This is a genomic window from Deinococcus marmoris, assembly GCF_001949125.1.
GTDB lineage: Bacteria > Deinococcota > Deinococci > Deinococcales > Deinococcaceae > Deinococcus > Deinococcus marmoris_A.
Map to the genome: position 1 here is coordinate 34,382 of NZ_MSTI01000152.1, position 21,447 is coordinate 55,828.

Here is a 21,447-nt window from a genome sequence, read left to right on the forward strand (position 1 = left end):
AGGCTGCGCTCCAGCCCGGCCCTGCTAACCGGTTTCATCCTGCGCGCCGTGTGAGAGGACTACACTCCCCCCCATGAGTGCGCCTGCCGTCCTACCCACCTTGCAGCCCGCCTCACCCCTGGCCGTGCCGATCACCACCCTGACCTACGTGACCCTGGAGATCGGCCTGGCGGTCTTCGCCCTCGTCACCGGCCTGACGTTCTATTTTATCTGGCGCTACAAACACCGGGGCGCGGACGGTGAACCCCCGCAGATCTTCGGCAACGCCCGCGATGAGATCATCTGGATGCTGATGGCGGCGGGCATTCTGGTTGTTCTGTTCGTCCTGACCTGGACCACCATGAACCGCATCGATCCGCAGGCTGGGCAGGACGGCACCCCCGATCTGATCGTGACCGGCCACCAGTGGTTCTGGGAGGCCAGCTATCCGCGTGGCACCAATCCGTCGGGCATGGGCGTGGTCAGTACCGCCAGCGAGATTCACATTCCCACCGGCAGAAAACTGCTGCTGGAGGTGGGCAGCGCCGACGTGATCCACGACTTCTGGGTGCCACAACTGGCCCGCAAGATGGACGCCATTCCGGGCCAGGGCAACCGGCTGTGGATTCAGGCCGACAAACCCGGCACCTACCTGGGGGCCTGCTCCGAATTCTGCGGGGCGCAACACGCCTGGATGCGTTTCAAGGTGATCGCCCAGACGCCGCAGGACTTTCAGGCGTGGCTGGCAAAGCAGGCGCAGCAGGCGGCCCCACCGCCCCCCAACCAGACCGATGTAGAGGACGGCGCGGGGCTGTTCGTGCGCCAGGGCTGCGGCGAGTGCCACACGCTGCGCGGCATCGGCGCACGCGGAAAAGTCGGCCCTGATCTGACCCATTTCGCCTCGCGTGGCATCATCGCCGGGGGCGTGCTGGACAACACGCCGGAGAACTTGCGCCGCTGGTTGAAGAACCCGCAGGCCGTCAAGCCCGGCGTCCGCATGCCCAATTACCGCCTGAACGACGCCCAACTGCGGCAATTGACCGCCTACCTGGAGACGCTGCAATGACCACCGCGCCTGTACCTGTTGAGACTGCGTCCGCCCCGATCAGCCGCCCACGCAACCTGACCCGCTGGCTGTCCACCACCGATCACAAGGACATCGGGATGATGTATCTGGCGCTGGGGGCGCTGTTTTTCCTGATCGGCGGGGTGGAGGTGCTGATCATGCGCCTGCAACTCGCGCGGCCCGGCAACACGCTGCTGGAGGCCACCACCTACAACGAGTTCTTTACCCTGCACGGCACCACCATGATCTTTCTGGCGGTGATGCCGATGCTGCTGGGCTTCTCCAACTACCTGCTGCCGCTGCAAATCGGCGCGAAGGACATGGCCTTTCCGCGCCTGAACGCCTTCGGCTTCTGGCTGACCGCGTTTGGCGGCATCGTCCTTTATCTGAGCCTGCTGGAAGGGCCGCCCGACGCGGGCTGGTTCGCCTACGCGCCGCTGTCCGAGCGCCCCTTCAGCTCCAGCCTGGGCACCGACTTCTGGGCCGCCGCGCTGCTGATGATGGGCATGGGCACCACGTTAACGGCCCTGAACATCATCATCACCACCGTGCGTTACCGCGCCGTGGGCATGGGCCTGTGGAAGATGCCGCTGTTCTCGTGGATGGTCTTCGTCAACAGTTTCATCATCGCCTTCGCCCTGCCCTCGCTGAGTGCGGCCCTGATCATGCTGGAGGTGGACCGGGCGCTGGGCGGACGTTTCTTTCAGGGCGGCGGTAGCCCGGTGCTGTGGCAGCACTATTTCTGGCTGTTCGGCCACCCGGAGGTCTACATCATGGTGCTGCCCGCCTGGGGCATCATCAGCGAGGTCATCCCGGTCTTCTCGCGCAAGCCGATCTTCGGCTACGAATTCGTGGCGGGTTCCACGGTGGCGATTGCGGTCCTGAGTTTCGCGGTGTACGCCCACCACATGTTCGCGGTGGGCTTCGCGCGTCCGGTGAACCTGGCCTTCGCCGCCAGCACCATGCTGATCGCCATTCCCACCGGCATCAAGGTCACCAACTGGGTGGCGACACTCTGGAAGGGCAGCATCCGCATGACCGTGCCGATGATGTACGCCATCGCCTTTATCGTGCAGTTCACCTTCGGCGGCATCACCGGGGTCAGCTTCGCGGTGCTGCCCATTGACTGGCAATTGACCGACAGTTACTACGTGGTGGCGCATTTTCATTACGTGTTGATGGGCGGCACGCTGTTCGCGCTGCTGTCAGGCCTGCACTTCTACTTTCCCAAGATGACCGGACGGATGCTCAGCGAGGGCTTCGGCAAGCCTGCCTTCTGGATGATCACGCTGGGGTTCAACGGCGTTTTTCTGGTGCAGCACGCGCTGGGCATGATGGGCATGCCCCGGCGCGTCTACACCTATCCCGACTTGCCCGGCTGGGGAGCGCTGAACATGTTCTCCACCGTCAGCGCCTTTGTGCTGGGGCTGGGGCTGGTGCTGACCCTGATCAACATCGTGATCAGTTGGCGGATGGGCCGGATTGCGGGCGACAACCCCTGGCAAGCCTGGACGCTGGAATGGGCCACCACCAGCCCGCCGCCCAGGGGGAATTTCGTGCGCCTGCCGCCGATCAAGTCCAGCCGCCCGCTGTGGGATCTGGCGCACCCGGAAGACCCGGATCACCAGCGCCCGACGCGCCATGACCAGCAGGGCAAGGGCCACATCCGCCCGGAGGAGAAGGGCCATGAGCAGTAAGCCGTCCTCCATCCCAATGATTCCGAGTGTTTCGCAGTCCCTGGATGTATCGGCCCTGCCGCTGCCGCCTGAACATATGGACGCCAGCCCGCGCTCCAACGGCTTCTGGGGCATGGCGGGGTTTCTGGTCACGGACACGGTCATTTTCCTGCTGCTGCTGGTGGCGAACATCTACCTGCGGCGCTACTCGCACGGGCCAGCGCAGGGCGCGTTAGACCCTGGTACGACGATCTGGTTCAGCCTGGGCTTGTGGGCTTCCAGCGGAGCGCTGGTGCTGGCCGACTATTTCAAGAAGCAGGCAAAAGTATCTGGAATTCTTTACATCGTCACCGCCGCGCTGGGCTTCGTCTTCCTTTACGGGCAGGCGCAGGAGTACATCAAATTGAACGCCCAGGGCGCGACGGTGGACGCCGATCTGTTCTTCACGGGCTTCTACACCCTGACCGGCCTGCACGGTTTGCATGTCGCCTTCGGTGCGCTGGCCCTGCTGGTGACGGGCATGCTGCGCTTCCGGGGTCTGCTGGATGGGCGGCGCGAGGGCTTCACGGCGGCGTTGGGCCTGTACTGGCATTTTGTGGATGCGGTGTGGGTGGTTTTGTTTTTGCTGCTGTACGTGTGGGGTGGGCCGTGAGGCGGGCATTTCTGATCGGCGCGATTGTCGCCGTCCTCAGCGCCGCGCTGTTCTACGCTTCCGGCATGGGCATGCGCCCTGGCAGTTTCAGCCTGCATATGGGCGCACATCTGCTGCTCTCGCTGGGGGCCGCGCCGCTGCTGATTCTGGCACTCCCGCACTGGCGTCCGCACATCAGCGGACCACTGGCGTTTCTGGCCCTCAACGTCGTGACGTATGGCGTCCATCTTCCCGCCGTCTACGCGCGGCTGATGACCCCTGGCGGAATGCTGATGGAAAGCCTGCTGTTTCTGGGTGCGGGCCTGCTGTTCTGGGCGCGGGTGGCACGGGGCGGGCTGGGCGCGGCATTGCTGCTGCTGGCCCAGATGGCCGCCTGTGCGCTGCTGGGCGCGGCAATTACCTTCAGCCGCGACGCCTACGTCATGACCCTTCCCGACGACACCGCGCTGGGCGGCGTGCTGATGTGGGTGGTGGGCGGCTTCGTGGTGATGGCGGCGGCGTTCTACCACTTCATGCTGGTGTTGAAAACTGCGGAGACGAGAAATGAACAGACTGTCTAAGGTGCTGGCCCCGCTGCTGCGCGTGCTTGGCTTTCCGATGTACTGGCTTTTGCGTCGGCTAGGCTCCCTGCCCCTGAAAGCCGAACCCGCCTCTATTCCCGCCCCTGAACCCCAACCGCTGCCCGACGATGTGCTGCTGCCCCCTGGCTGGACGCGCCCGCGTGAAATGGCTGAGGCCAACCCCACGCTCGCGCCCGTGCTGCTGGCCTTCGGGCTGGCGGGAACGGCGCTGGGGCTGCTGATTTCCACCTGGGGGATCGTGGGCCTGGGTGTGGTGGTGGCTTTTCTGGGCGGCGGAATGTGGGCCTGGGACAGCTTTCAGGCCACGGTTCAACCCGCTGGCCCGCAGGAGGAAACATGAGCGACACGCACGCCAGTTCTGACATGGCAGGTCAGGACGACACGCAGGAACCCTCCCGCCGCAAGCTGCTCATTGGCCTCAGCCTGGGATCAGGAGCGCTGGCCGCAGCGGCGGCGGGCTATCCGATAGCGAAAGCTGTGCTTGATCCCGCTTTTCAGAAGGGGGGCCGGGGCGACTGGCAAACCGTGGGCCAACTGACCGACTTTCCCCTCTGGAAAACGGTGCTGGTCACGTTCATCCGGCCCGGCGCACGCAGCTTCGGCGGCGACATCAAAAAGGACACTGCCTACCTGACCCGGCGGCCCGGCGACTGGCTGGCGCTGCACAACGTCTGCATGCATCTGGGTTGCCCGGTGCGGCATCAGGAGGGTTCCGGTCTGTACTTCTGCCCCTGCCACGGCGGGGTCTACAACGCCGAGGGCATCAACGTGGCCGGGCCGCCGCGCATTCCGCTGCAACGCCTGGGCGTGCGCGTGGAAGGTCAGGACGTGCAACTCCAGAGCGCCGCCATGCCGCTGCCCACGCTGACCTGGCCGGGGGGTGACTCGTGAGCAATCCCGCTCAAACCAAACAGGCCAAGATCGATGAGGCGAACGACACGCCGCCTGCCGTTACCGAGAAGAAATACGGTTTATTTCTTGGCTGGCTGGAAGACCGCACCGGACTGATCAGTCGCCTGAACACCGTGGCGGGCCACCGGGTTCCGAAGCGCAGCAAATGGGCTTTTGTGTTCGGCAGCGCCACCCTGTTCGCCTTCATCCTGCAAGTGGTGACGGGGATCACGCTGGCAATGTTCTTTGAGCCGTCCAGCGCCACGGCGTACCAGAGCCTCCAGCGCATCTCCACCCCAGGCACCGCCGAGGCGATGGTGCGCGGGCTGCATTACTTCGGCGCGTCGCTGATGGTGGTGATGATGGGCATTCACCTGATCCGGGTGTACCTCTCGGCGGCTTACAAATACCCGCGTGAAATGCAGTGGATCAGCGGCGTGGTGATGCTGCTGCTGGTGCTGGCGATGGCCTTTACCGGGCAGACGTTGCGCTGGGACCAGACCGCCGTCTGGAGTGTGGTGGTGGGCGCGGAGCAGGCGTCACGCGCCCCGATTGTCGGCCCGATCCTGGCCCGCTTCCTGATGGCGGGGGACACGCTGAATGCAGGCACACTGTCGCGGCTGTACGCCCTGCACACCTACTGGTTTCCGGCGCTGCTGTTCGGCCTGATCGGGCTACATGTGTTTCTGGTGCTGCGAAACGGCATCAGCGAACCGCCCGTGCCGGGGCGCAGGGTTGATCCGCGCACCTACAAGCAGGAGTACCAGGCCCGCGTCAAAAAGGACGGTGTTCCCTTCTGGCCGGACGCGGCATGGCGGGACACCGTGTTCGGCAGTGCATTGATCATCCTGATGGCGTTTCTGGCCTGGAAATTTGGCGCACCCGCGCTGAGCAAGCCGCCGGACCCCAGCCTGATCAACGCCGATCCCAAGCCCGACTGGTACCTGATCTGGTACTTCTCGATCCTGGCGCTGTGGCCGTATGGCATTACCAACCTGATGATCATTCTCGCGCCGCTGCTGGCGATTGTCGGGCTGATCGCGCTGCCGCTGGTGAGCAATAAGGGCGAACGTGCGCCCAGCCGCCGCCCCTGGGCCATCGGCATCGTCGTCGTGACCGTGGGGATGATCTTCAGCCTGACGCTACTGGGCTACCGTGAGCCGTGGCTGCCACGTTTCGGGACGCCGCCGCTGACGGCCCAACAGGTGAACAGCACCGATCCCAGTGTGGTGCGCGGCGCGGCGCTGTTCCATGACCAGTCGTGCATCCTGTGCCACAAGATCGACGGGCAGGGTGGGATTCGCGGTCCCAACCTCAGCCAGATCGGGGAGCGGCTGACCAAGGATCAGTTGACGTGGCGTATCCAGAACGGCGCGGCCAGCATGCCCTCATATGCCGGGGTGCTGACCACGGACCAGTTGCGCGATCTGGTGAATTTTCTGGCGTCGCGTCAGTGACCGGAAGGCCCTGAGCAGACCGTGCTGACGGTCAGCACACTGCCGCGCCACTTCACATGGGCGTCATCTGGCAGACGCACCATCGCCCCATGAGCAGCTTTTCCGTGACACGAATTCCGGCGGAAGCCCAGATCGGCACGGATCAGATCGGCACTGGAACGCCGCAGAGGGTCAAGACGGCCCGCCTGACCGCCCTGGACGCCTGGCGCGGCCTGACCGTGCTGCTGATGCTGCTGGTCAACAACGTCGCGCTGGGTGGGCGCACGCCGTACCAACTGGTCCACGCGCCCTTCGGCGGGCTGACCCTGACCGATCTGGTCTTCCCGTGGTTCCTGTTGTGCGCCGGGGCGGCCCTGCCGTTCTCGCTGGCGGCCATGACGCGTTCGGGCGTCGTCGGCTGGCTGCGGGTGCGCCGCTTGTTGACCCGCGCTATTTTGCTATATCTGGTCGGGGCCTTCCTGACCAGCGTGACCATCCACGCCCCCACGCTGGGGCTGGGCGTGCTGCAACTGATCGCCCTGGCGACGCTGTGCGCGGCGCTGCTGGGTGGGTTGCGCGGATGGTGGCAGGCTGGGATTGCCGCCGCGCTGCTGGTGGGCTACGCCGCCTTCCTGACCCTGACCCCGCACGCGGCGGGCGTGGGCATCATTTCTGAGACGCAGAACCCGGTGCAGACGGTCAACGACGTGGTGCTGACCCCCCTGGGGTTGCGCGGCCTGATCTCGGTGATTCCCACCACCGCGCTGGTCTTGCTGGGCGCGCTGGCGGCCCGGCCCCTGCAACAACGCGACAGCCGCGCGCCGCTCAAGCTGCTGGGGCTGGGGCTGGCCCTCAGCGTCATCGGTTTTGGCTGGGCGGCCAGCGGGCACATCCCTTTCAGCAAGGCGTTGTGGACACCCCCGTACATCCTGTACAGCGCGGGGCTGGGCATTCTGGGGATGCTGGCCTTCTGGCTGCTCGCCGATTCGGGGCGTGTGCGCTTTGGGCGCAGGCTCTTGGCCCCGCTGACCATTCCGGGGCGCAACGCGCTGGCCGGGTACATGCTGCCCATCCTGATCAAGTTCTGGATTCTGCTGGAGTGGCAGGTGAGCTGGACCGGGAAAAGCCAGAGCATCCTCGCCTCGTTGCTGGAACTGGGCCGCACGCATCTGGGTGGGTTTGCGGGCGGGCTGGTGTACACGCTGGGCTACGTGCTGGCGGTGTGGCTGGGGCTGGCCTGGATGGCGCGGCGGGGGCTGATCTGGAAGCTGTGAATGCTGACCCGCCTGATCTTTCTAGCCTGCCCATGCGTCTCCCCACCGCTCAAAGGACCCGATATGATGCGCCAACGACACATGACCCTGCTGCTGTGCAGCCTGCTCGGATCGGCGCTGGCCGCCCCAGCAAACCACACCCCGGCAAACCTGACTTACGGCGGCACAAATTTCAATGCCCTGGCCGCCGACTCGTACAAACTCGCGGGCCTCAACGGTAAATTCACCGACTGGCTGGACGGGGCGTACCTGAAATCGGGCCTGCCGCTGAAGGCTGGAGCGGCAAAAGGCCAGACGCTGGGGGCCGCGCTGGACATCCGCAAGGCCGAGCTGAAGGCCGCGAAGGGCGACGCCCGCGACAGACTGGCGCGTGAAACAGCCGTCTGGGCACACGCTTTTATCAAGAAGGTGGTGCCGAGGTTCAGTCTGGAACGCGGCTTCGAGTTCGCCAGTCTCGCCACGAACGGCGAGCGCCAGTGCCTGCTCCAGAGCGTGGTGATCGCCGGACTGCTGGAGCGTGCCGGGCTGGACGCCGGACTGGTGATGGTCTGGAAGAGTCAGGAGGGCCAGGAGAGCAATCTGGGCCATGTGACCAGCGTGCTGCGGCTGCCGGGCGGCGCGGGCGATCTGGAGGTGGACGCCAGCGAACCCACGCCCACCGCACGTCACGGCGGCGTGCTGGCCTGGGCCGCTGGAGGCTACCGCTTCCTGAACGCCCGCTTCGGCCCCGGAGACGTGATCACGTCCTCTACCCGTGCGGACGGCAAGGGAACGATCAAACCCGCCGATCTGTCCTTCCTGAGCCTGCATTACGTGCGCTCGCAGTTCGATTACTACCGGGGCGAGCGGGCCATCGGCGGCCTGCTGGGCACCGGCACCGGGAAGGCCACCACCGACGGCCTGAAGCTCAGCGAGAAATGGCTGAAGGCCGCGCTGGCCGAGGAACCGAACAATGCGCTGGCCGCAGGCGTGCTGGGCAATGTGTGGCGCAAGGAGAGCCGCAACGCGGAGGCGCGGGCGCAGTACCTGAAAGCGGCCAAACTGTACGCCGCACAGGGCCACACCCCTGTCGGGATGGCCGCCAACCTGAAATGGGCCTCGGCCCAGGCCAGTGTGGGTCATTCCGCGCTGGTTTTCACCCCTGCCCTCCGACTCTTCGCGCTCCTGAGCGCCGCCTACAGGTGATTCCTTGACCCGCATCCTGCCCCGACGAATCGTTCTCGGTCTGCTGCTGGCCGGGGCCGTTCACCAGGCCGCCGCTTTTGCCGCCGCCCCTTCCGTCCATCCTTCGGCGCTGGCACGAAAAGCAGCCCAGATGCCCGGCCAGATTCAGCCTGTCGCGCCCGGCACCCGCCCCGCGCCGCCGCTGCCCACGCTGACGCTGACGCCGCCCATCACGCAGGTCTACCGCGTCGAATACCTGAGCAACGGCTTTATCGAGGCCGCGCACGCCATCGTGACGGTGACCCCCGCCGAGCGCGGCACGCTTCGCCCGCTGGCTGCCGAGGTGGTGCGCCGCGTGCTGGCCGCCCGCCCCAGCCTGAGCGAGGTGGACCTGAGCATGTATGACCGGGGCAGCTACGCGGGCTTTGGCGGCCCCCTGCCTGTGCTGACGGCCAGCGTACCCCGGAACAGGCTCGACGACTTTCTGGCCTGGACGGCCCAGGAGCAGGCGGGGAGTGCGGCCAGTGCGGGGAGCGTGGCCAGTTACGAGCGGGTCTGGGTCAACCCCGGCAACCTGCCCGCCTACCGTGAGCCGGATCAGGTGCTGGAAACCACGCCGAAGCTTCAGACGGACAAAGCGGCACCTGTCCATCAGGCGCGGCAGAACGTGCGGGATATCCGGCGAACCACCGCGCAGATCGTGGGCGGCCTGCATGACGGGCTGCTCTACCGGGGCAGGCGCGGCGGCGGGCGCATCGCCGCCCTGACCTTCGACGACGCGCCGCATCCGCTGTTCGAGCCGTTGCTGCTGGATCTGCTGCGCCGCAGCGGCGATCACGCCACTTTCTTCGTGATCGGGCGCAACGCCCGCGCCTACCCGTATTTTGTCCGCGATATGGCCGCAGCGGGCCACGAGGTAGGCAACCACACCTACCACCACGTTCGCCTGCCGCCTCTGCCGCTCGCCGAGGCGTCCCGGGAAATGCAGTGGGACAACGACGTGATCAGGGAATTGACAGGCAAGCCCGCCCGCTATTTCCGTCCCCCCGGCGGCGACTACACCCCGCAGACCCTGGAAGCCGCGCGCAGGCTGGGCCTGACCACCGTGTTCTGGACCGATGATCCCGGCGACTTCGCCAACCCCGGCGACGCGCTGCTGGAGGCCAGATTAAAACGCAACCTGCGCCCCGGCGGCATCGTGCTGCTGCACGACAACGCCCCGCAGATGCTGGACGTGCTGCGCGAATTTCTGCGGGTGGCCCGCCAGGAACGGGTGCATCTGACGACGGTGGGCGGCCTGCCCAAGTAGGGCCGTGCGGAGTGCCCAGCCCTACCTATTAGCCCAGCCCACATGCCGTTAGAAAGATCAAGAAACCCGCACCAAACCGCAATCTTTCTTGAATGTTTCATCTGAACGTTGAAAGGGCGGGGGTACGCTCCTGGTGTTGACCTGGCATGGACCGGACACGGGTGTCAGGCACGGACCTCGCTGCTCATGAGAACGCAGATCATGAGAATGCAGCGCGGCCCGAAAACACAGAGCCGCCCGAAAGCTCAGCGGATCGGCACACAAGACATGGAGGAATGATCATGGCGAACGTCAGCGATTTTGTGATTGACCGGATTCAACAGTGGGGCGTCACCTGCGTCTTCGGCTTTCCCGGCGATGGCATCGGGGAATTTGATGGCGCGCTGGGCAGGGCGGAGCGCAAGGGCGAGGGCCTGAAATACATCCGCCCCACCCACGAAGAAATCTGCGCCCTGATGGCGACGGCGCACGCCAAGTTCACGGGCGAGGTGGGCGTATGCATCGCCACCTCCAGCCCCGGCGCATTTCACATGCTCAACGGCCTGTACGACGCACAGATGGACAACCAGCCCGTGGTGGCCTTCGTGGGGCAGCAGGGGCTGAACTCGCTGGGAACGTTCAACCAGCAGGAGAGCAATCTCGAGCGCGTTTTCGCGGACGTGGCCTGTTATGTGCAGACCATCGTGTCGCCGGAGCAGGCGCAGGCCGTGGTGGATACCGCTTTCCGCACCGCCCGCACCCGCCTGGCCCCCGCCGTGGTGATCCTGCCGCACGACGTTCAGAGCATGAAAATGGAGGAACCGGGCCGCGAGCAGTGGGTCTCGCGCAGCAGTGCGGTTGCGCCGTCCACGTCCATCACGCCGCCAGACATGGAGATCAAGAAGGCCGCCGCCATCCTGAACGCGGGCAAAAAGGTGGTGGTGATGGTGGGCCACGGCGCGAACGGGGCCACCGACGAGGTGCTGAAAGTGGCCGAGCTGACGGGCGCGGGCATCATCACCGCCCTGCGCGGCAAACAGGTGGTGCCGTCCGACGTGCCGTACCACGCGCAGCAACTGGGCCTGCTGGGTTCGCGCCCCAGCCTGGAAATGATGAAGGACTGCGACACCCTGCTGCTGCTGGGCACCAATTACCCCTACAGCCAGTTTCTGCCCAAAACCGGGCAGGCGCGGGCCATTCAGGTGGACCTTAAGCCTGAGCAGATGGGCCTGCGCTATCCCACCGAACTGAACCTGTGGGGCGACGTGAAGGCCACGCTGGAGGCGCTGATCCCGTACCTGGATGCCAAAACGGATCTGGTCTGGCAGGAGGGCGTCAGCAAGGGCATGGTGGAGTGGGAACAGGAGATGACCGCGCAGGCCGACACGGAATACGAGAAACTCAACCCGCGTCTGGTCTTCCACGAATTGAATAAACGGCTGCCCCCGCAGGCCATCGTGACCTGCGACGCGGGCACCACCGCCGACTGGTACGGCCACCACATCCGGCTGAGGCGCGGCATGATGGGCGATCTGTCCGGGCGGCTGGCAACCATGCTGGCGGCCATGCCCTACGCCACCGCCGCCAAATTCGCGTATCCCGAACGCCCGGTGATCTGCACCATCGGTGACGGCGCGTTTCAGATGCTGGGCATGAACGAGCTGATCACCATCAAGAAGTACATGAACACCTGGGCCAATCCGCAGTTCATCATCATGGTGCTGCACAACGACGATCTGGAGCAGGTGTCCTGGGAAATGCGAACCGAGGACGGCAACCCGCTGTGGGACGGCTCGCAGGATGTGGAGACGGTGGATTACGCCGGGTACGCCGAGTTGCTGGGCTTCAAGGGCATCCGTCTGAAGAAGGGTGACGATGTAGGGGCCGCCTGGGACGCCGCTTTCGCCTACCGGGGCGTCACGCTGATCGACGCCTACGTCAGCAAGAACGTGCCGCCCATTCCCGCGCACATCAGCCTGGAATACGCCATGAACACGGCCAAAGCGCTGCTCAAGGGTGACCCGGAGGAAGGAAACGTGATCGTGGACTCGGCCAAGGCGCTGGTCACCGAGGGCGTTTCGCGGGTCAAGGGGGCGCTGCACATCGGCCAGGGCGACAAGGACAATGATTGACGCCCGGATCACCCGTCTGACTGTCCGCGCCTACAGCGTGCCGACGCTGACCGACGCCGAGACGGACGGCACCGCCTGCTGGGACAGCACCGGAGTCCTGATCGTGGAGGTGGAGGCGGGTGGTAAAACCGGGCTGGGCTACGCCTACGCCGACGCGGCTGCCGCTGGGGTGATTCAGCACACGCTCTGGCCGCTGCTGGACGGTCAAAACCCGCTGGATACTGCCTGCCACTTCTGGACGATGGCCGGGGCCGTTCGCAACCTGGGCTGGCCGGGCGTCGCTGCGGGCGCAATCTCGGCGGTGGATGTGGCCCTGCATGACCTCAAGGCGCGGCTGCTGGACATCTCCCTGGTACAGATGCTCGGTGGCGCACGCGAGAGCGTGCTGGCCTACGGCAGTGGCGGCTTCACCAGTTACAGCGTGCAGGAGCTGGAAAAGCAGCTCGGCGGCTGGGCGCAGCAGGGCCTGAAGGCCGTCAAGATGAAAATCGGCAGCCGCCCCGAAGATGACCTGAACCGAGTGACCGCCGCCCGCGCCGCCATCGGCAACGACGTGGCTCTGTTCGTGGATGCCAATGGCGCGTACAGCCGCAAGCAGGCGCTGGGATTCGCCGAGAAATTTGCCGATCTGAACGTGTCGTGGTTTGAAGAACCTGTCTCCAGCGACGATCTGGCGGGGCTGAGGCTGCTGCGAGACCGTGGCCCCGGCGGAATGCAGATCGCGGCGGGCGAGTACGGGTACACGCCCACCTACTTTCATCACATGCTGGCGGCGGGCGCGGTGGACACCCTCCAGGCCGACGGAACGCGCTGCGGCGGTGCATCCGGCTTTCTGAACGCGGCGGCCCAGGCGCAGGGCGCGGGTCTTCCCCTGAGCGCCCACACCGCCCCGGCCCTGCACGCCTCCCTGGCCTCCGCACTGCCGAATGTGGTCAACGTGGAGTATTTCTTTGACCACATCCGCATTGAGGACATGTTTTTTGACGGTGTTCCCGAACTCAGGGACGGCTTCCTCTACCCAGACCGCAGCCAGCCGGGTCTTGGCCTGACCTTCAAGGCGGCGGACGCCCAACCCTATTTACAGACCGAATGGAGGTCATCATGACCAGAAGTAAGAAACCGAGAATCGTCGTCGTGACGGGCGCAAGTGCCGGAGCGGGCCGCGCCGTGGCCGTCGCTTTCGGCAAGCGCGGCGACACCGTGGCTTTAATCGCACGCGGCAGGGCTGGCCTGGAAGGCGCGAAGATAGAAGTGGAATCGGCGGGCGGTAAGGCTCTCGTCGTTCAGTGTGACGTGGCCGATGCCGACGCGGTGGAGGCCGCAGCCGAACGCATTGAAACCGAACTCGGCCCGATAGACGTGTGGGTGAATGTCGCCATGACTGGGGTGTTCAGCTACGTCAAGGACATGAAGCCGGAGGAATACAAGCGCGTGACCGACGTGAATTACCTGGGTTTCGTGTACGGCACACTGTCGGCCCTTAAGCGGATGCTGCCGCGCGATTCGGGGCGCATTATTCAGTTCGGCTCGGCGCTGGCATACCGGGGCATTCCCCTCCAGAGCGCCTACTGCGGCAGCAAGCATGCCATCCAGGGCTTTTGCGACTCTCTGCGGGCCGAACTCCTGAGCGAGAACAGCAAGGTCACGGTCAGCATGGTGCAGATGCCGGCCATCAACACGCCGCAGTTTGACTGGCTCAGAACCCGGATGCCCCGCAAGGCGCAGCCCGTCCCGCCGATCTACCAGCCGGAGATTCCCGCTGCCGCCATCCTGTACGCCGCCGACACCGGACGCCGCGAGTTGCTGGTGGGCTTTCCCACCTGGGTGGCCGTGTGGGGCAATAATTTCCTGCCCGCCGTGGGCGACTGGTATCTGGCGAAAACCTGCATCAACGGCCAGATGACCGATCAGGCCCAGCCCAAGGACGCCCCCGACAACATGTTTCACCCGCTGGACGACGAGAAGGACTGGGGCATGCACGGGCGTTTTGATGACCGCGCACGAACCACGAGCTGGGAGCTGCCGCTGGATGAACACCGAACTCTGTTCGCGGGGGCGCTGGCCGTGGCCGTCGCAGGTGTCTGGGGGGTCAGCCGTGCGCTCCGCCGATAGGGTTGCCACCGTCGCCACTGTCACGGCACTGGCCTCGCTGGCGGTCATCAGCGCCCGCCAGTTTGATCTGCTGGATCATCTGCCGGAGCTGCCCGGCAAGGTCTTTCAGTCCGACAAGCTGACCACTTCCGAGGACAGCAAGGTGCTGGGCCTGCCCGACGGTCCACTGGGCCTGGGCAGCTACGCGCTGACGCTGCTGCTGGTCTCGTGCGGCAGTTCGCTGGCGAAATATAAGGTGGGTCTTGACCTGCTGTACGCCGTTTCGCGTTCGGGCGGCACCTACCTGAAAAAGAAGGAGTTGTGCGGCTGGTGTCTCGTGGCGCTGGGCGCGAGCGCGGTGAGTATGGTGGCTTTGTGGGGGTCCGATGAATAGGCTGGAGAAATGCGCCCAGAACGACGTAAAGGTCATCCTGTGTGACGTGAACCACGGACGCTTTGAAAAGAGCATGTCCGGCGTCACTGCTGCCAGCGCCCTGCTGGTCTGCGCCGAGGTCTATTACGAGCATTACAAGGGCAGTTTCGGCAACCGCGTAATGTGGTCTCCGATCATCGTGACGCCGCCGCTGGTGATTGCCGGAATCGCGGGGATTTTTAGCGCGAGGGCTGCCAAAACGGCCCTGCCAGCCGCGTCTTTGCTGTACATGCTGACCGGGGCGGTGGGCCTCGTGATGCACATTCGCGGGGTGTCCCGCAAGCCGGGCGGCTGGAAATTCGCGGCCTACAACGTGGTCATGGGGCCGCCCGTGATCGCGCCGGGGCTGTTTGCGATGGTGGGCGGTATGGGCCTGCTGGCCTCGCTGGTGCGGCGTGAGGGTGGAGATGACGACTAAATCGCGCCCCCAGACTTCTGCCACACAGACCAATCCCTTCCGCTCGGCGGATCACCTGCCCAAGCAGCGCGGCGGACAGGCTCCCGATCCCAGTTATCTGCCGCGCCAGCGGGCCGGAACCACGCCGCAAATGCATGGGCGCTACCCCGATTTTGACACCCTCTCGCAGGAGAACGCCTGGGACGAGGTGACGCGCAAGGTGGTCTTGAAACGGCTGGAACCTTACGGCGAACCGAAGTTCTTTACGCCGCAGGAATGGCGCACCCTGTCCGCCTTCTCGGACGTGTTGCTGGCCCAGCACACCGCGCCGAAAGTGGACGTGCTGGCGCATGTGGACGCCAAATTGCACGCGGCGAACGGTGGCGGCGTCAACGGCTATCAGTTTGATGACCTTCCCAGCGAGCAGGACACCTGGCGGCGGGCGGCGGCGGGCCTTGATGAAACGGCGCGGGAACGAGAAGCGGCGCAGTACGCGGACGCCAATCTGGAGACGCAAGCTGCCATCCTCAGCGATTTTATGGACGGCAAACTTTCGGGCGGCGCGTGGGACGGAATGAATGTCAAACGCGCCTTTCAGGTCATCACGGGCGATTTGCTGGAGGGTTTTTACAGCCACCCGTGGGCCTGGAATGAAGTCGGCTTCGGTGGCCCGGCCTATCCACGCGGCTACATGCGGCTGGGCATGGCGCTGGACGAGGACGGCGATCAGCGCGAACCCTGGGAGAAGCCGGAAACGCGCGATATCAACGCCGCTTTGCTGAAAGACAACGAGGAACATCTGGGCAGCAAGGTCAAAGCGGACGAGCCGATAGATCTTGACTGGCTCAAAACGGAGGCGGCACGCGCCGCTGCCATTTCCGCCGAACTTGCCGCCAATCCGCGCCAGTTCCGGGCCAACAGCTACAAGCGGCTGCTCAAGGGGGCCATCCAGCCCAAGGAGAACGACAGTTTCCGCCTGCTGCACGTCCACAAACGCGCTGTGCCGCAGGACAGGATGCGGCGCTACACCGATGACGACGAGGTGGATCTGCTGATCGTCGGCGCGGGTGCGGGCGGCGGGGTGCTGGCGCAGCGGATGGCCCGCGTGGGCTGGCGGGTGGTGGTGCTGGAGGGCGGCCCCTTCTGGGACCCGGATGCCGACTGGGTCAGCGACGAGGCGGCTTCGCACCACATCTACTGGAACGGCAAACGCATCATCGGCGGCGCTGATCCGGTGGCGATGGGTAAGAACAACAGCGGCCACGGCGTCGGCGGCAGCATGGTGCATTACGCGGGCTATGTGCCGCGCTTCCACCCGTCCGACTTCATGACGCACTCGCTGGACGGCGTGGGGGCCGACTGGCCGATCAGTTACTGGGACGTGGCCCGCCATTACGAGGCGTGCGAGGTGGAGTTGCCCGCCGCCGGGCAGGACTGGCCCTGGGGCCACGTTCACCGCTACACCCACAGCCCGCACCCGGTCAGCGGCGCGGCGGAGCGGCTGATCGTCGGGGCCGACAAATTCGGGATGAACCTGAAAATCGGCCCGGTGGGGATTGCCAACGGCACCTTCGGCAACCGCCCGCACTGCATTTACCGGGGCTTTTGCCTTCAGGGCTGCAAGGTGAACGCCAAGGGCAGCCCGCTGGTGACGCACATTCCCGACGCCATCAACCACGGTGCGGAGATTCGCGCCAACAGTACAGTGCTGCGGGTGCTGATGGACGGGGCGCGGGCGACGGGCGTGGAATACATCAGGGACGGCCAGATTCGCCGTCAAAAAGCCAGGAAGGTAGCGGTGGCGGGCTACGCGATTGAGTCGCCGCGCCTCTTACTCAACAGCGCCCAGAAGGATTGGGAGGACGGCGTGGGCAACCGCCACGATCAGGTGGGCCGCTACGTGATGGTGCAGGGTGCGCCCGTGGTGATGGGCCGTTTTCCCGAAATGCTGCGGACCTATAAGGCCCCGCCACCCGAAATCAGCACCGAGCAGTTTTACGAGACCGATGATGAGCGCGGCTTCAAGCGCGGCTTTTCGATCCAGACTACCGGGCCGCTGCCCATCGGCTTCGCGCACAACATTCTGGGCGAGGGCCACTGGGGCGACGCGCTGCGCGAATACGGGCGCGACTACAACCACTGGGCCAGCCTGGGCGGCCTGTGCGAACTGCTGCCGAACGCCGACAACCGCGTGACGCTGGCGGACGTGACGGATCACAACGGCCTGCCCGTCGCCCGCTTTGACCACTCGCTGCATGACAACGATAAGAAGAACATCGCCTATGCCATGCGCTTCATCAAGGGGCTACTCCAGCAATCCGGGGCGCAGGACATTATCGCTGTGGAACGCTTTGCCCACCTGATCGGCGGCAACCGCATGGGCTTCTCGCCGGAGGACAGCGTGGTCAGCAGCGATCACAAGGTCTGGGGCACCGAGAACCTGTTCGTCACCGACGGCAGCGCCTGTCCGACGCAGGGCAGCGCCAATCCCGCGCTGACGATCATGGCCCTGAGTTCACGGCTGGGCGAGCGTTTCAGCCGGGGGCAGGTGCCGGACGGGCAGCCGACGCCGCAGCCGAAGCGGACGAAAGAGCGGGCGGAGTTGTTTGGGCCGATGGGGTAGAGGTTGATAGGTGATGGTTGATGGAAAAAACACTGCGTACCGTTTTTCGTGAACCGCCTCCCCCCTCTTTTCACCGCGCACTGCTCCCCATTTTGTCCCACAACCTACGACCCACCCCCCACAACCACTCCAAAGGAGAATCCATGTCCCAACCCTCCAATCCCGACATCGGCAAACTCGTCTGGGCCATTCCCGAAGGCTGGATTCCCGGCTGGAGCAACGGCCCCGAACCGGAGCTGCTGTCGCACGAGGCGGCCTGCATCCTGAACCCGAATGACCGCGACGCACACGTTGAAATCACCATCTACTTCGAGGACCGTGGTCCCGTCGGGCCGTACAAACTGACGGTGGGGGCGCGGCGCACGCTGCACCAGCGCTTTAACACGCTGACAGACCCGGAGCCGATTCCGGTCAGCGTGGCCTACGCCTCGGTCATTCGCTCGGATACGCCGATCATCGTGCAGCACACCCGGCTGGATTCGCGGCAGGCCGAGAACGCGCTGCTCAGCACCATCGCCTACACGGAGTAACGCATGACCCCCAGCTCCCCACCTCTTAGCCCGGTCCATCCTGATCCACACGCCCCCGAGGCCCCCGGACGCCCTGGCCTGACCCCCAAATGGACGAGCAGCGCCAAGGACGCCGTGACCGGCGCGCTGGGCGGTGGGCGCGTAAGGGCCGCTGTCGGCTACGGCGTGGTCAACGAGGTCTACTGGCCGTCTTCCGGCGAGCCGCAGGTGCGTGACCTGACCTTTATCCTCAAAACCGCAGGCGGCTGGGTGGACGTGAAGCGCGACTGCACCTACACCCTGACGCCCTGTAAGACTGGCCCGCTGATCGGGGTCACGCATGTCCACGCGGATGATCCGGCGTTCAAACTTCGTCTGGAAATCATGCCGTCCATCGAGAACGACTCTCTGCTGATCGACTACGCGCTGGAGGGTGGCGGCACGTTGTACGCGCTGCTGGCCCCGCATCTGGCCGATTCTGGCGCGGACAATACGGCCTGGGTGCAGGATGGCATGCTGTATGCCACGCGGGGGGACGCGGCGCTGGCGATGTCGTGCAGCGGTGGCTACGGCGGCATGAGCGCGGGTTTTGTGGGCGTCAGCGACGGCTGGCAGGACTTCGCGCAGCACGGCCAGATGACCTGGCAGTACGCGCGTGCCGAGGGTGGCAACGTGGCCCTGATGGGCGAGTTGAAGACGGCGAGTGGCACGCTGGCCCTAGCCTTCGCGCGGCATGCGGCAGGGGCGGCCATCCATGCGCGCGGCAGTCTTCAGCGTCCCTATGCTCAGCAACGCGCCGAGTTTCTGGAAAACTGGACGCACTGGACGGGCCGCCTTCAGCTTCCGGCAGGTAGCGACGAGGAACGTGACCGCGCCCGCCTGAGCGCCCAGGTGATCCGTGTCCACGAGGGCAGCGATTTCTCTGGTGCCATCATCGCCAGCCTGAGCGTGCCGTTCGGGCAGGCCCACAGCGATCTGGGCGGCTACCACCTGGTCTGGCCGCGCGACATGGTGGAGGCGGCCACCGGACTGCTGGCGGTGGGGCAGCCGAACGACACCCTCCGCAGCCTGAATTACCTGCTGGCGGCGCAGTCCCCGGACGGTCACTGGCCGCAGAACCTGTATCCCAACGGTGAGCCGTTCTGGTCTGGCGATCAACTGGATGAAACCGCCTTCGTGCTGCTGCTGATGGGCAAACTGCGCGAGGAAGGGCTGGATTCGGCCTTCCGGCAGGAGGCGCTGGAATGGGCGGCGCGGCGGGCCGCAGGCTACATCGCCCGTCACGGCCCGCTCAGCCAGGAAGACCGCTGGGAGGAAAACAGCGGCGTCACCGCCTACACCCTGGGCATCATGATCGCCGCGCTGGTGGCTGCCGTGCCGTGGCTGGAGCCAGAGCAGGCCGACTACGCGCTGGCCCTGGCCGACGACTGGAACGCCCGTTTAGAAGGGTGGTGCTACGTGACGGGTGACGACGCCCCGCTGGCCGAGAAATATGGCGTGCCGGGCTATTACATCCGAATCGCGCCGCAAGCCGGACAGAATCCGGGGCGGCAGACCGTGGAAATCGGCAATACGGGCGGCCTGACGGTGCAGGCGGGCGGGCTGGTCAGTCTCGATTTCGGCTATCTGGTGCGCGTGGGCCTGCGCCGCGCCGACGATCCGCGTATCCGTGACACCCTGAAAGTGGTGGACGGCGAACTGCGCTACGACTCGCCCGTCGGCCCGCTGTATTACCGCTACCAGCACGATGGCTACGGCAATACGGCGGACGGCGGCCCGTATCTGGGCCAGGGCATCGGGCGTGCCTGGCCGCTGCTGGCCGGGGAGCGGGCGCATCTGGCGCTGCTGGCGGGCGAGTCGCCAGACCCGTACATCGGGGCCATGCTGCATTCCAGCGGTCCCGGCGGCCTGTTTCCCGAACAGGTCTGGGATGCGCCGCCCATCCGTGCGTTTCAGCCGGGCAAACCGGCGGGCAGCGCCATGCCCCTCGTGTGGGCGCACGCCGAGTACCTGAAACTGCTGTGGGCGCGCGAACACGGTCAGGCTTACGAGGCACTGGCGGCGGTGAAGGAGCGCTATCTGGAAGGTGGCCCGCCTCCGAAAATCCGTTTCTGGCGCACCGACTCACTCTCATTCGAGCTGCCTGCCGGGTTGTCGCTGTGGATCGAGGACACCCGCCCATTTACCCTGAGCTTCGGTTTCGGCGCGGCGGCGGTCTGGGAGGGCGTGCAGGAGCGTGAGGCGCAGGCAGGCGTTTTCGGGTTGTGGCGTGTGGAGTTCCCGGCGCAGGAACTGTCACGTCACTCGGCGCTGAATTTCACCCGTCGCTACGGCGATGGCTGGGAAGGTAAAGATCACCGTGTAAAGCTGGGAGAGTGACCTTGACGGGTCACTTCGGAGCTTCTGCCCGGCCAGAAAAAGCAACGCAGCGTTGGAGCTTTTGCTCTAACGTTGCGTTCCAGAATGTCGTCTCTAGCCCTTCATCCCGGTCAACACGATGCCCTCGATGATCTGTTTCTGGAAGATGGCGAACACGATCAGCACCGGGATCACCGCCAGACTGCTGGCCGCCATGATCAGCCCCCACTGCGTTCCCGCTTCCCCGTTAAACAGCGCGGTGCCCACCGGCAGCGTGCGGAACTCCGGTCTCTGGATCACGATCAGCGGCCACAGGAACGCATTCCAGTTCCCCAGAAAGGTGAAGATCGCCAGACTGGCCAGCGCCGGGCGAACCAGCGGCAAAGCGATCCGCCAGAAAATGCCGAATTCACTCATGCCGTCGATGCGTGCCGCTTCCAGCAGGTCATCGGGCAGCGTCTCGAAGAACTGCCGCATCAGAAAGACCCCGAACGCGCTCATCAGCCCGGGGAACATGATCGCAAAGTAGGCTCCCGGCACACTCTGGGTCAGGTGGATGTCGCTGACCCCCACGAACCAGGGAATGACCAGCATCTCGGTGGGGATCATCAGCGTGGAGAGGATCAGGATGAAGATGAGGTTCTTGCCGGGAAAGTCGAACTTGGCCAGGGTGTAGCCCACCATCGAGTCGAAGAACAGCACGGTGGCGGTGGTCACACCGGCCACCAGCAGGCTGTTGCCGAACCACTGGATGAACTTGGTTTCCAGCAGGACCTGACGGTAGTTGTCCAGGGTGGGCGATTCGGGCAGGAAGCTCAGGTTGAACAGTTCCTGAAAGCTCTTGAGGCTGGTCAGGAGCATCCACATGAAGGGAAACAGCGTGACCACGATGCCCAC

At 65.2% G+C, this 21,447-nt stretch carries 19 protein-coding genes; 18 read left to right on the forward strand and 1 reads right to left on the reverse strand.

The annotated features are described in order from the left end of the window. Nucleotides 1-73: 73 nt before the first annotated feature. The 18 genes from coxB (at nt 74) to BOO71_RS21800 (ending at nt 20,571) form a co-directional block, all read left to right on the forward strand. Complete coding sequence (gene coxB / locus BOO71_RS21710; protein WP_075835984.1) at nt 74-1,045, forward strand: cytochrome c oxidase subunit II; 972 nt, start codon at nt 74-76, stop codon at nt 1,043-1,045. Then, nucleotides 1,042-2,742 (forward strand): cytochrome c oxidase subunit I, encoded by a 1,701-nt coding sequence (ctaD, locus tag BOO71_RS21715; RefSeq protein WP_075835986.1) that lies wholly within the window; start codon nt 1,042-1,044, stop codon nt 2,740-2,742. Before coxB ends, ctaD begins: the two co-directional genes overlap by 4 nt. Next, nucleotides 2,732-3,373: a cytochrome c oxidase subunit 3 gene (locus BOO71_RS21720; RefSeq protein WP_254843251.1), complete on the forward strand. Its 642-nt coding sequence runs from the start codon at nt 2,732-2,734 to the stop codon at nt 3,371-3,373. Before ctaD ends, BOO71_RS21720 begins: the two co-directional genes overlap by 11 nt. After that, nucleotides 3,370-3,933, forward strand: a complete 564-nt coding sequence (locus tag BOO71_RS21725) for a cytochrome c oxidase assembly protein (protein ID WP_254843252.1) — start codon at nt 3,370-3,372, stop codon at nt 3,931-3,933. The genes BOO71_RS21720 and BOO71_RS21725 overlap by 4 nt, the downstream gene beginning before the upstream one ends. Next, entirely contained in the window at nt 3,917-4,294 is a 378-nt protein-coding gene (locus tag BOO71_RS21730; protein WP_254843253.1) for a hypothetical protein, read from the forward strand. Before BOO71_RS21725 ends, BOO71_RS21730 begins: the two co-directional genes overlap by 17 nt. Continuing rightward, the gene (locus BOO71_RS21735; RefSeq protein WP_254843254.1) at nt 4,291-4,845 is read left to right on the forward strand and encodes a ubiquinol-cytochrome c reductase iron-sulfur subunit; all 555 of its coding nucleotides are present in this window, start codon (nt 4,291-4,293) and stop codon (nt 4,843-4,845) included. Before BOO71_RS21730 ends, BOO71_RS21735 begins: the two co-directional genes overlap by 4 nt. Next, entirely contained in the window at nt 4,842-6,302 is a 1,461-nt protein-coding gene (locus BOO71_RS21740; protein ID WP_254843255.1) for a cytochrome b N-terminal domain-containing protein, read from the forward strand. Before BOO71_RS21735 ends, BOO71_RS21740 begins: the two co-directional genes overlap by 4 nt. Nucleotides 6,303-6,391: 89 nt before the next feature. Continuing rightward, nucleotides 6,392-7,555 carry a heparan-alpha-glucosaminide N-acetyltransferase domain-containing protein gene (locus BOO71_RS21745; RefSeq protein WP_083653729.1) on the forward strand — a complete coding sequence of 388 codons (1,164 nt, stop codon included), beginning with the start codon at nt 6,392-6,394 and terminating at the stop codon, nt 7,553-7,555. A 63-nt stretch (nt 7,556-7,618) separates the two neighbouring features. Next, the gene (locus tag BOO71_RS21750; RefSeq protein WP_075836023.1) at nt 7,619-8,740 is read left to right on the forward strand and encodes a hypothetical protein; all 1,122 of its coding nucleotides are present in this window, start codon (nt 7,619-7,621) and stop codon (nt 8,738-8,740) included. Between the two features lie 4 nt (nt 8,741-8,744). Continuing rightward, nucleotides 8,745-10,028, forward strand: a complete 1,284-nt coding sequence (locus tag BOO71_RS21755) for a polysaccharide deacetylase family protein (protein ID WP_075835991.1) — start codon at nt 8,745-8,747, stop codon at nt 10,026-10,028. Between the two features lie 281 nt (nt 10,029-10,309). After that, nucleotides 10,310-12,139, forward strand: coding sequence for a thiamine pyrophosphate-requiring protein (locus BOO71_RS21760; protein WP_075836025.1), 1,830 nt, complete (start codon nt 10,310-10,312; stop codon nt 12,137-12,139). Beyond that, nucleotides 12,132-13,244 (forward strand): enolase C-terminal domain-like protein, encoded by a 1,113-nt coding sequence (locus BOO71_RS21765; RefSeq protein WP_075835993.1) that lies wholly within the window; start codon nt 12,132-12,134, stop codon nt 13,242-13,244. Before BOO71_RS21760 ends, BOO71_RS21765 begins: the two co-directional genes overlap by 8 nt. Further along, entirely contained in the window at nt 13,241-14,251 is a 1,011-nt protein-coding gene (locus BOO71_RS21770; protein WP_075835995.1) for an SDR family oxidoreductase, read from the forward strand. Before BOO71_RS21765 ends, BOO71_RS21770 begins: the two co-directional genes overlap by 4 nt. Next, complete coding sequence (locus tag BOO71_RS21775) at nt 14,235-14,624, forward strand: hypothetical protein (RefSeq protein ID WP_075835997.1); 390 nt, start codon at nt 14,235-14,237, stop codon at nt 14,622-14,624. The genes BOO71_RS21770 and BOO71_RS21775 overlap by 17 nt, the downstream gene beginning before the upstream one ends. After that, nucleotides 14,617-15,081, forward strand: a complete 465-nt coding sequence (locus BOO71_RS21780) for a hypothetical protein (protein ID WP_075835999.1) — start codon at nt 14,617-14,619, stop codon at nt 15,079-15,081. The genes BOO71_RS21775 and BOO71_RS21780 overlap by 8 nt, the downstream gene beginning before the upstream one ends. After that, nucleotides 15,071-17,683, forward strand: a complete 2,613-nt coding sequence (locus BOO71_RS28500) for a GMC family oxidoreductase (RefSeq protein ID WP_083653726.1) — start codon at nt 15,071-15,073, stop codon at nt 17,681-17,683. The genes BOO71_RS21780 and BOO71_RS28500 overlap by 11 nt, the downstream gene beginning before the upstream one ends. 143 nt (nt 17,684-17,826) lie before the next feature. Further along, nucleotides 17,827-18,213, forward strand: a complete 387-nt coding sequence (locus BOO71_RS21795) for a sensory rhodopsin transducer (protein WP_075836001.1) — start codon at nt 17,827-17,829, stop codon at nt 18,211-18,213. A gap of 3 nt (nt 18,214-18,216) precedes the next feature. Beyond that, nucleotides 18,217-20,571 carry a glycoside hydrolase family 15 protein gene (locus BOO71_RS21800; RefSeq protein WP_075836003.1) on the forward strand — a complete coding sequence of 785 codons (2,355 nt, stop codon included), beginning with the start codon at nt 18,217-18,219 and terminating at the stop codon, nt 20,569-20,571. A 93-nt stretch (nt 20,572-20,664) separates the two neighbouring features. On the opposite strand, the gene BOO71_RS21805 is transcribed toward BOO71_RS21800, so the two are convergent. Then, on the reverse strand, nt 20,665-21,447 hold a 783-nt coding region (locus tag BOO71_RS21805; protein WP_075836005.1), incomplete at its 5' end, for a carbohydrate ABC transporter permease.

What these genes read in the sequence shown, in the direction of transcription:
- BOO71_RS28500 (WP_083653726.1), top strand. Translation starts at nt 15,071, where the DNA reads ATGACGACTAAATCGCGCCCCCAGACTTCTGCCACACAGACCAATCCC.
- BOO71_RS21800 (WP_075836003.1), top strand. Translation starts at nt 18,217, where the DNA reads ATGACCCCCAGCTCCCCACCTCTTAGCCCGGTCCATCCTGATCCACAC.
- BOO71_RS21795 (WP_075836001.1), top strand. Translation starts at nt 17,827, where the DNA reads ATGTCCCAACCCTCCAATCCCGACATCGGCAAACTCGTCTGGGCCATT.
- coxB (WP_075835984.1), top strand. Translation starts at nt 74, where the DNA reads ATGAGTGCGCCTGCCGTCCTACCCACCTTGCAGCCCGCCTCACCCCTG.
- BOO71_RS21765 (WP_075835993.1), top strand. Translation starts at nt 12,132, where the DNA reads ATGATTGACGCCCGGATCACCCGTCTGACTGTCCGCGCCTACAGCGTG.
- BOO71_RS21730 (WP_254843253.1), top strand. Translation starts at nt 3,917, where the DNA reads ATGAACAGACTGTCTAAGGTGCTGGCCCCGCTGCTGCGCGTGCTTGGC.
- BOO71_RS21750 (WP_075836023.1), top strand. Translation starts at nt 7,619, where the DNA reads ATGATGCGCCAACGACACATGACCCTGCTGCTGTGCAGCCTGCTCGGA.
- ctaD (WP_075835986.1), top strand. Translation starts at nt 1,042, where the DNA reads ATGACCACCGCGCCTGTACCTGTTGAGACTGCGTCCGCCCCGATCAGC.
- BOO71_RS21720 (WP_254843251.1), top strand. Translation starts at nt 2,732, where the DNA reads ATGAGCAGTAAGCCGTCCTCCATCCCAATGATTCCGAGTGTTTCGCAG.
- BOO71_RS21735 (WP_254843254.1), top strand. Translation starts at nt 4,291, where the DNA reads ATGAGCGACACGCACGCCAGTTCTGACATGGCAGGTCAGGACGACACG.
- BOO71_RS21780 (WP_075835999.1), top strand. Translation starts at nt 14,617, where the DNA reads ATGAATAGGCTGGAGAAATGCGCCCAGAACGACGTAAAGGTCATCCTG.
- BOO71_RS21745 (WP_083653729.1), top strand. Translation starts at nt 6,392, where the DNA reads ATGAGCAGCTTTTCCGTGACACGAATTCCGGCGGAAGCCCAGATCGGC.
- BOO71_RS21760 (WP_075836025.1), top strand. Translation starts at nt 10,310, where the DNA reads ATGGCGAACGTCAGCGATTTTGTGATTGACCGGATTCAACAGTGGGGC.
- BOO71_RS21770 (WP_075835995.1), top strand. Translation starts at nt 13,241, where the DNA reads ATGACCAGAAGTAAGAAACCGAGAATCGTCGTCGTGACGGGCGCAAGT.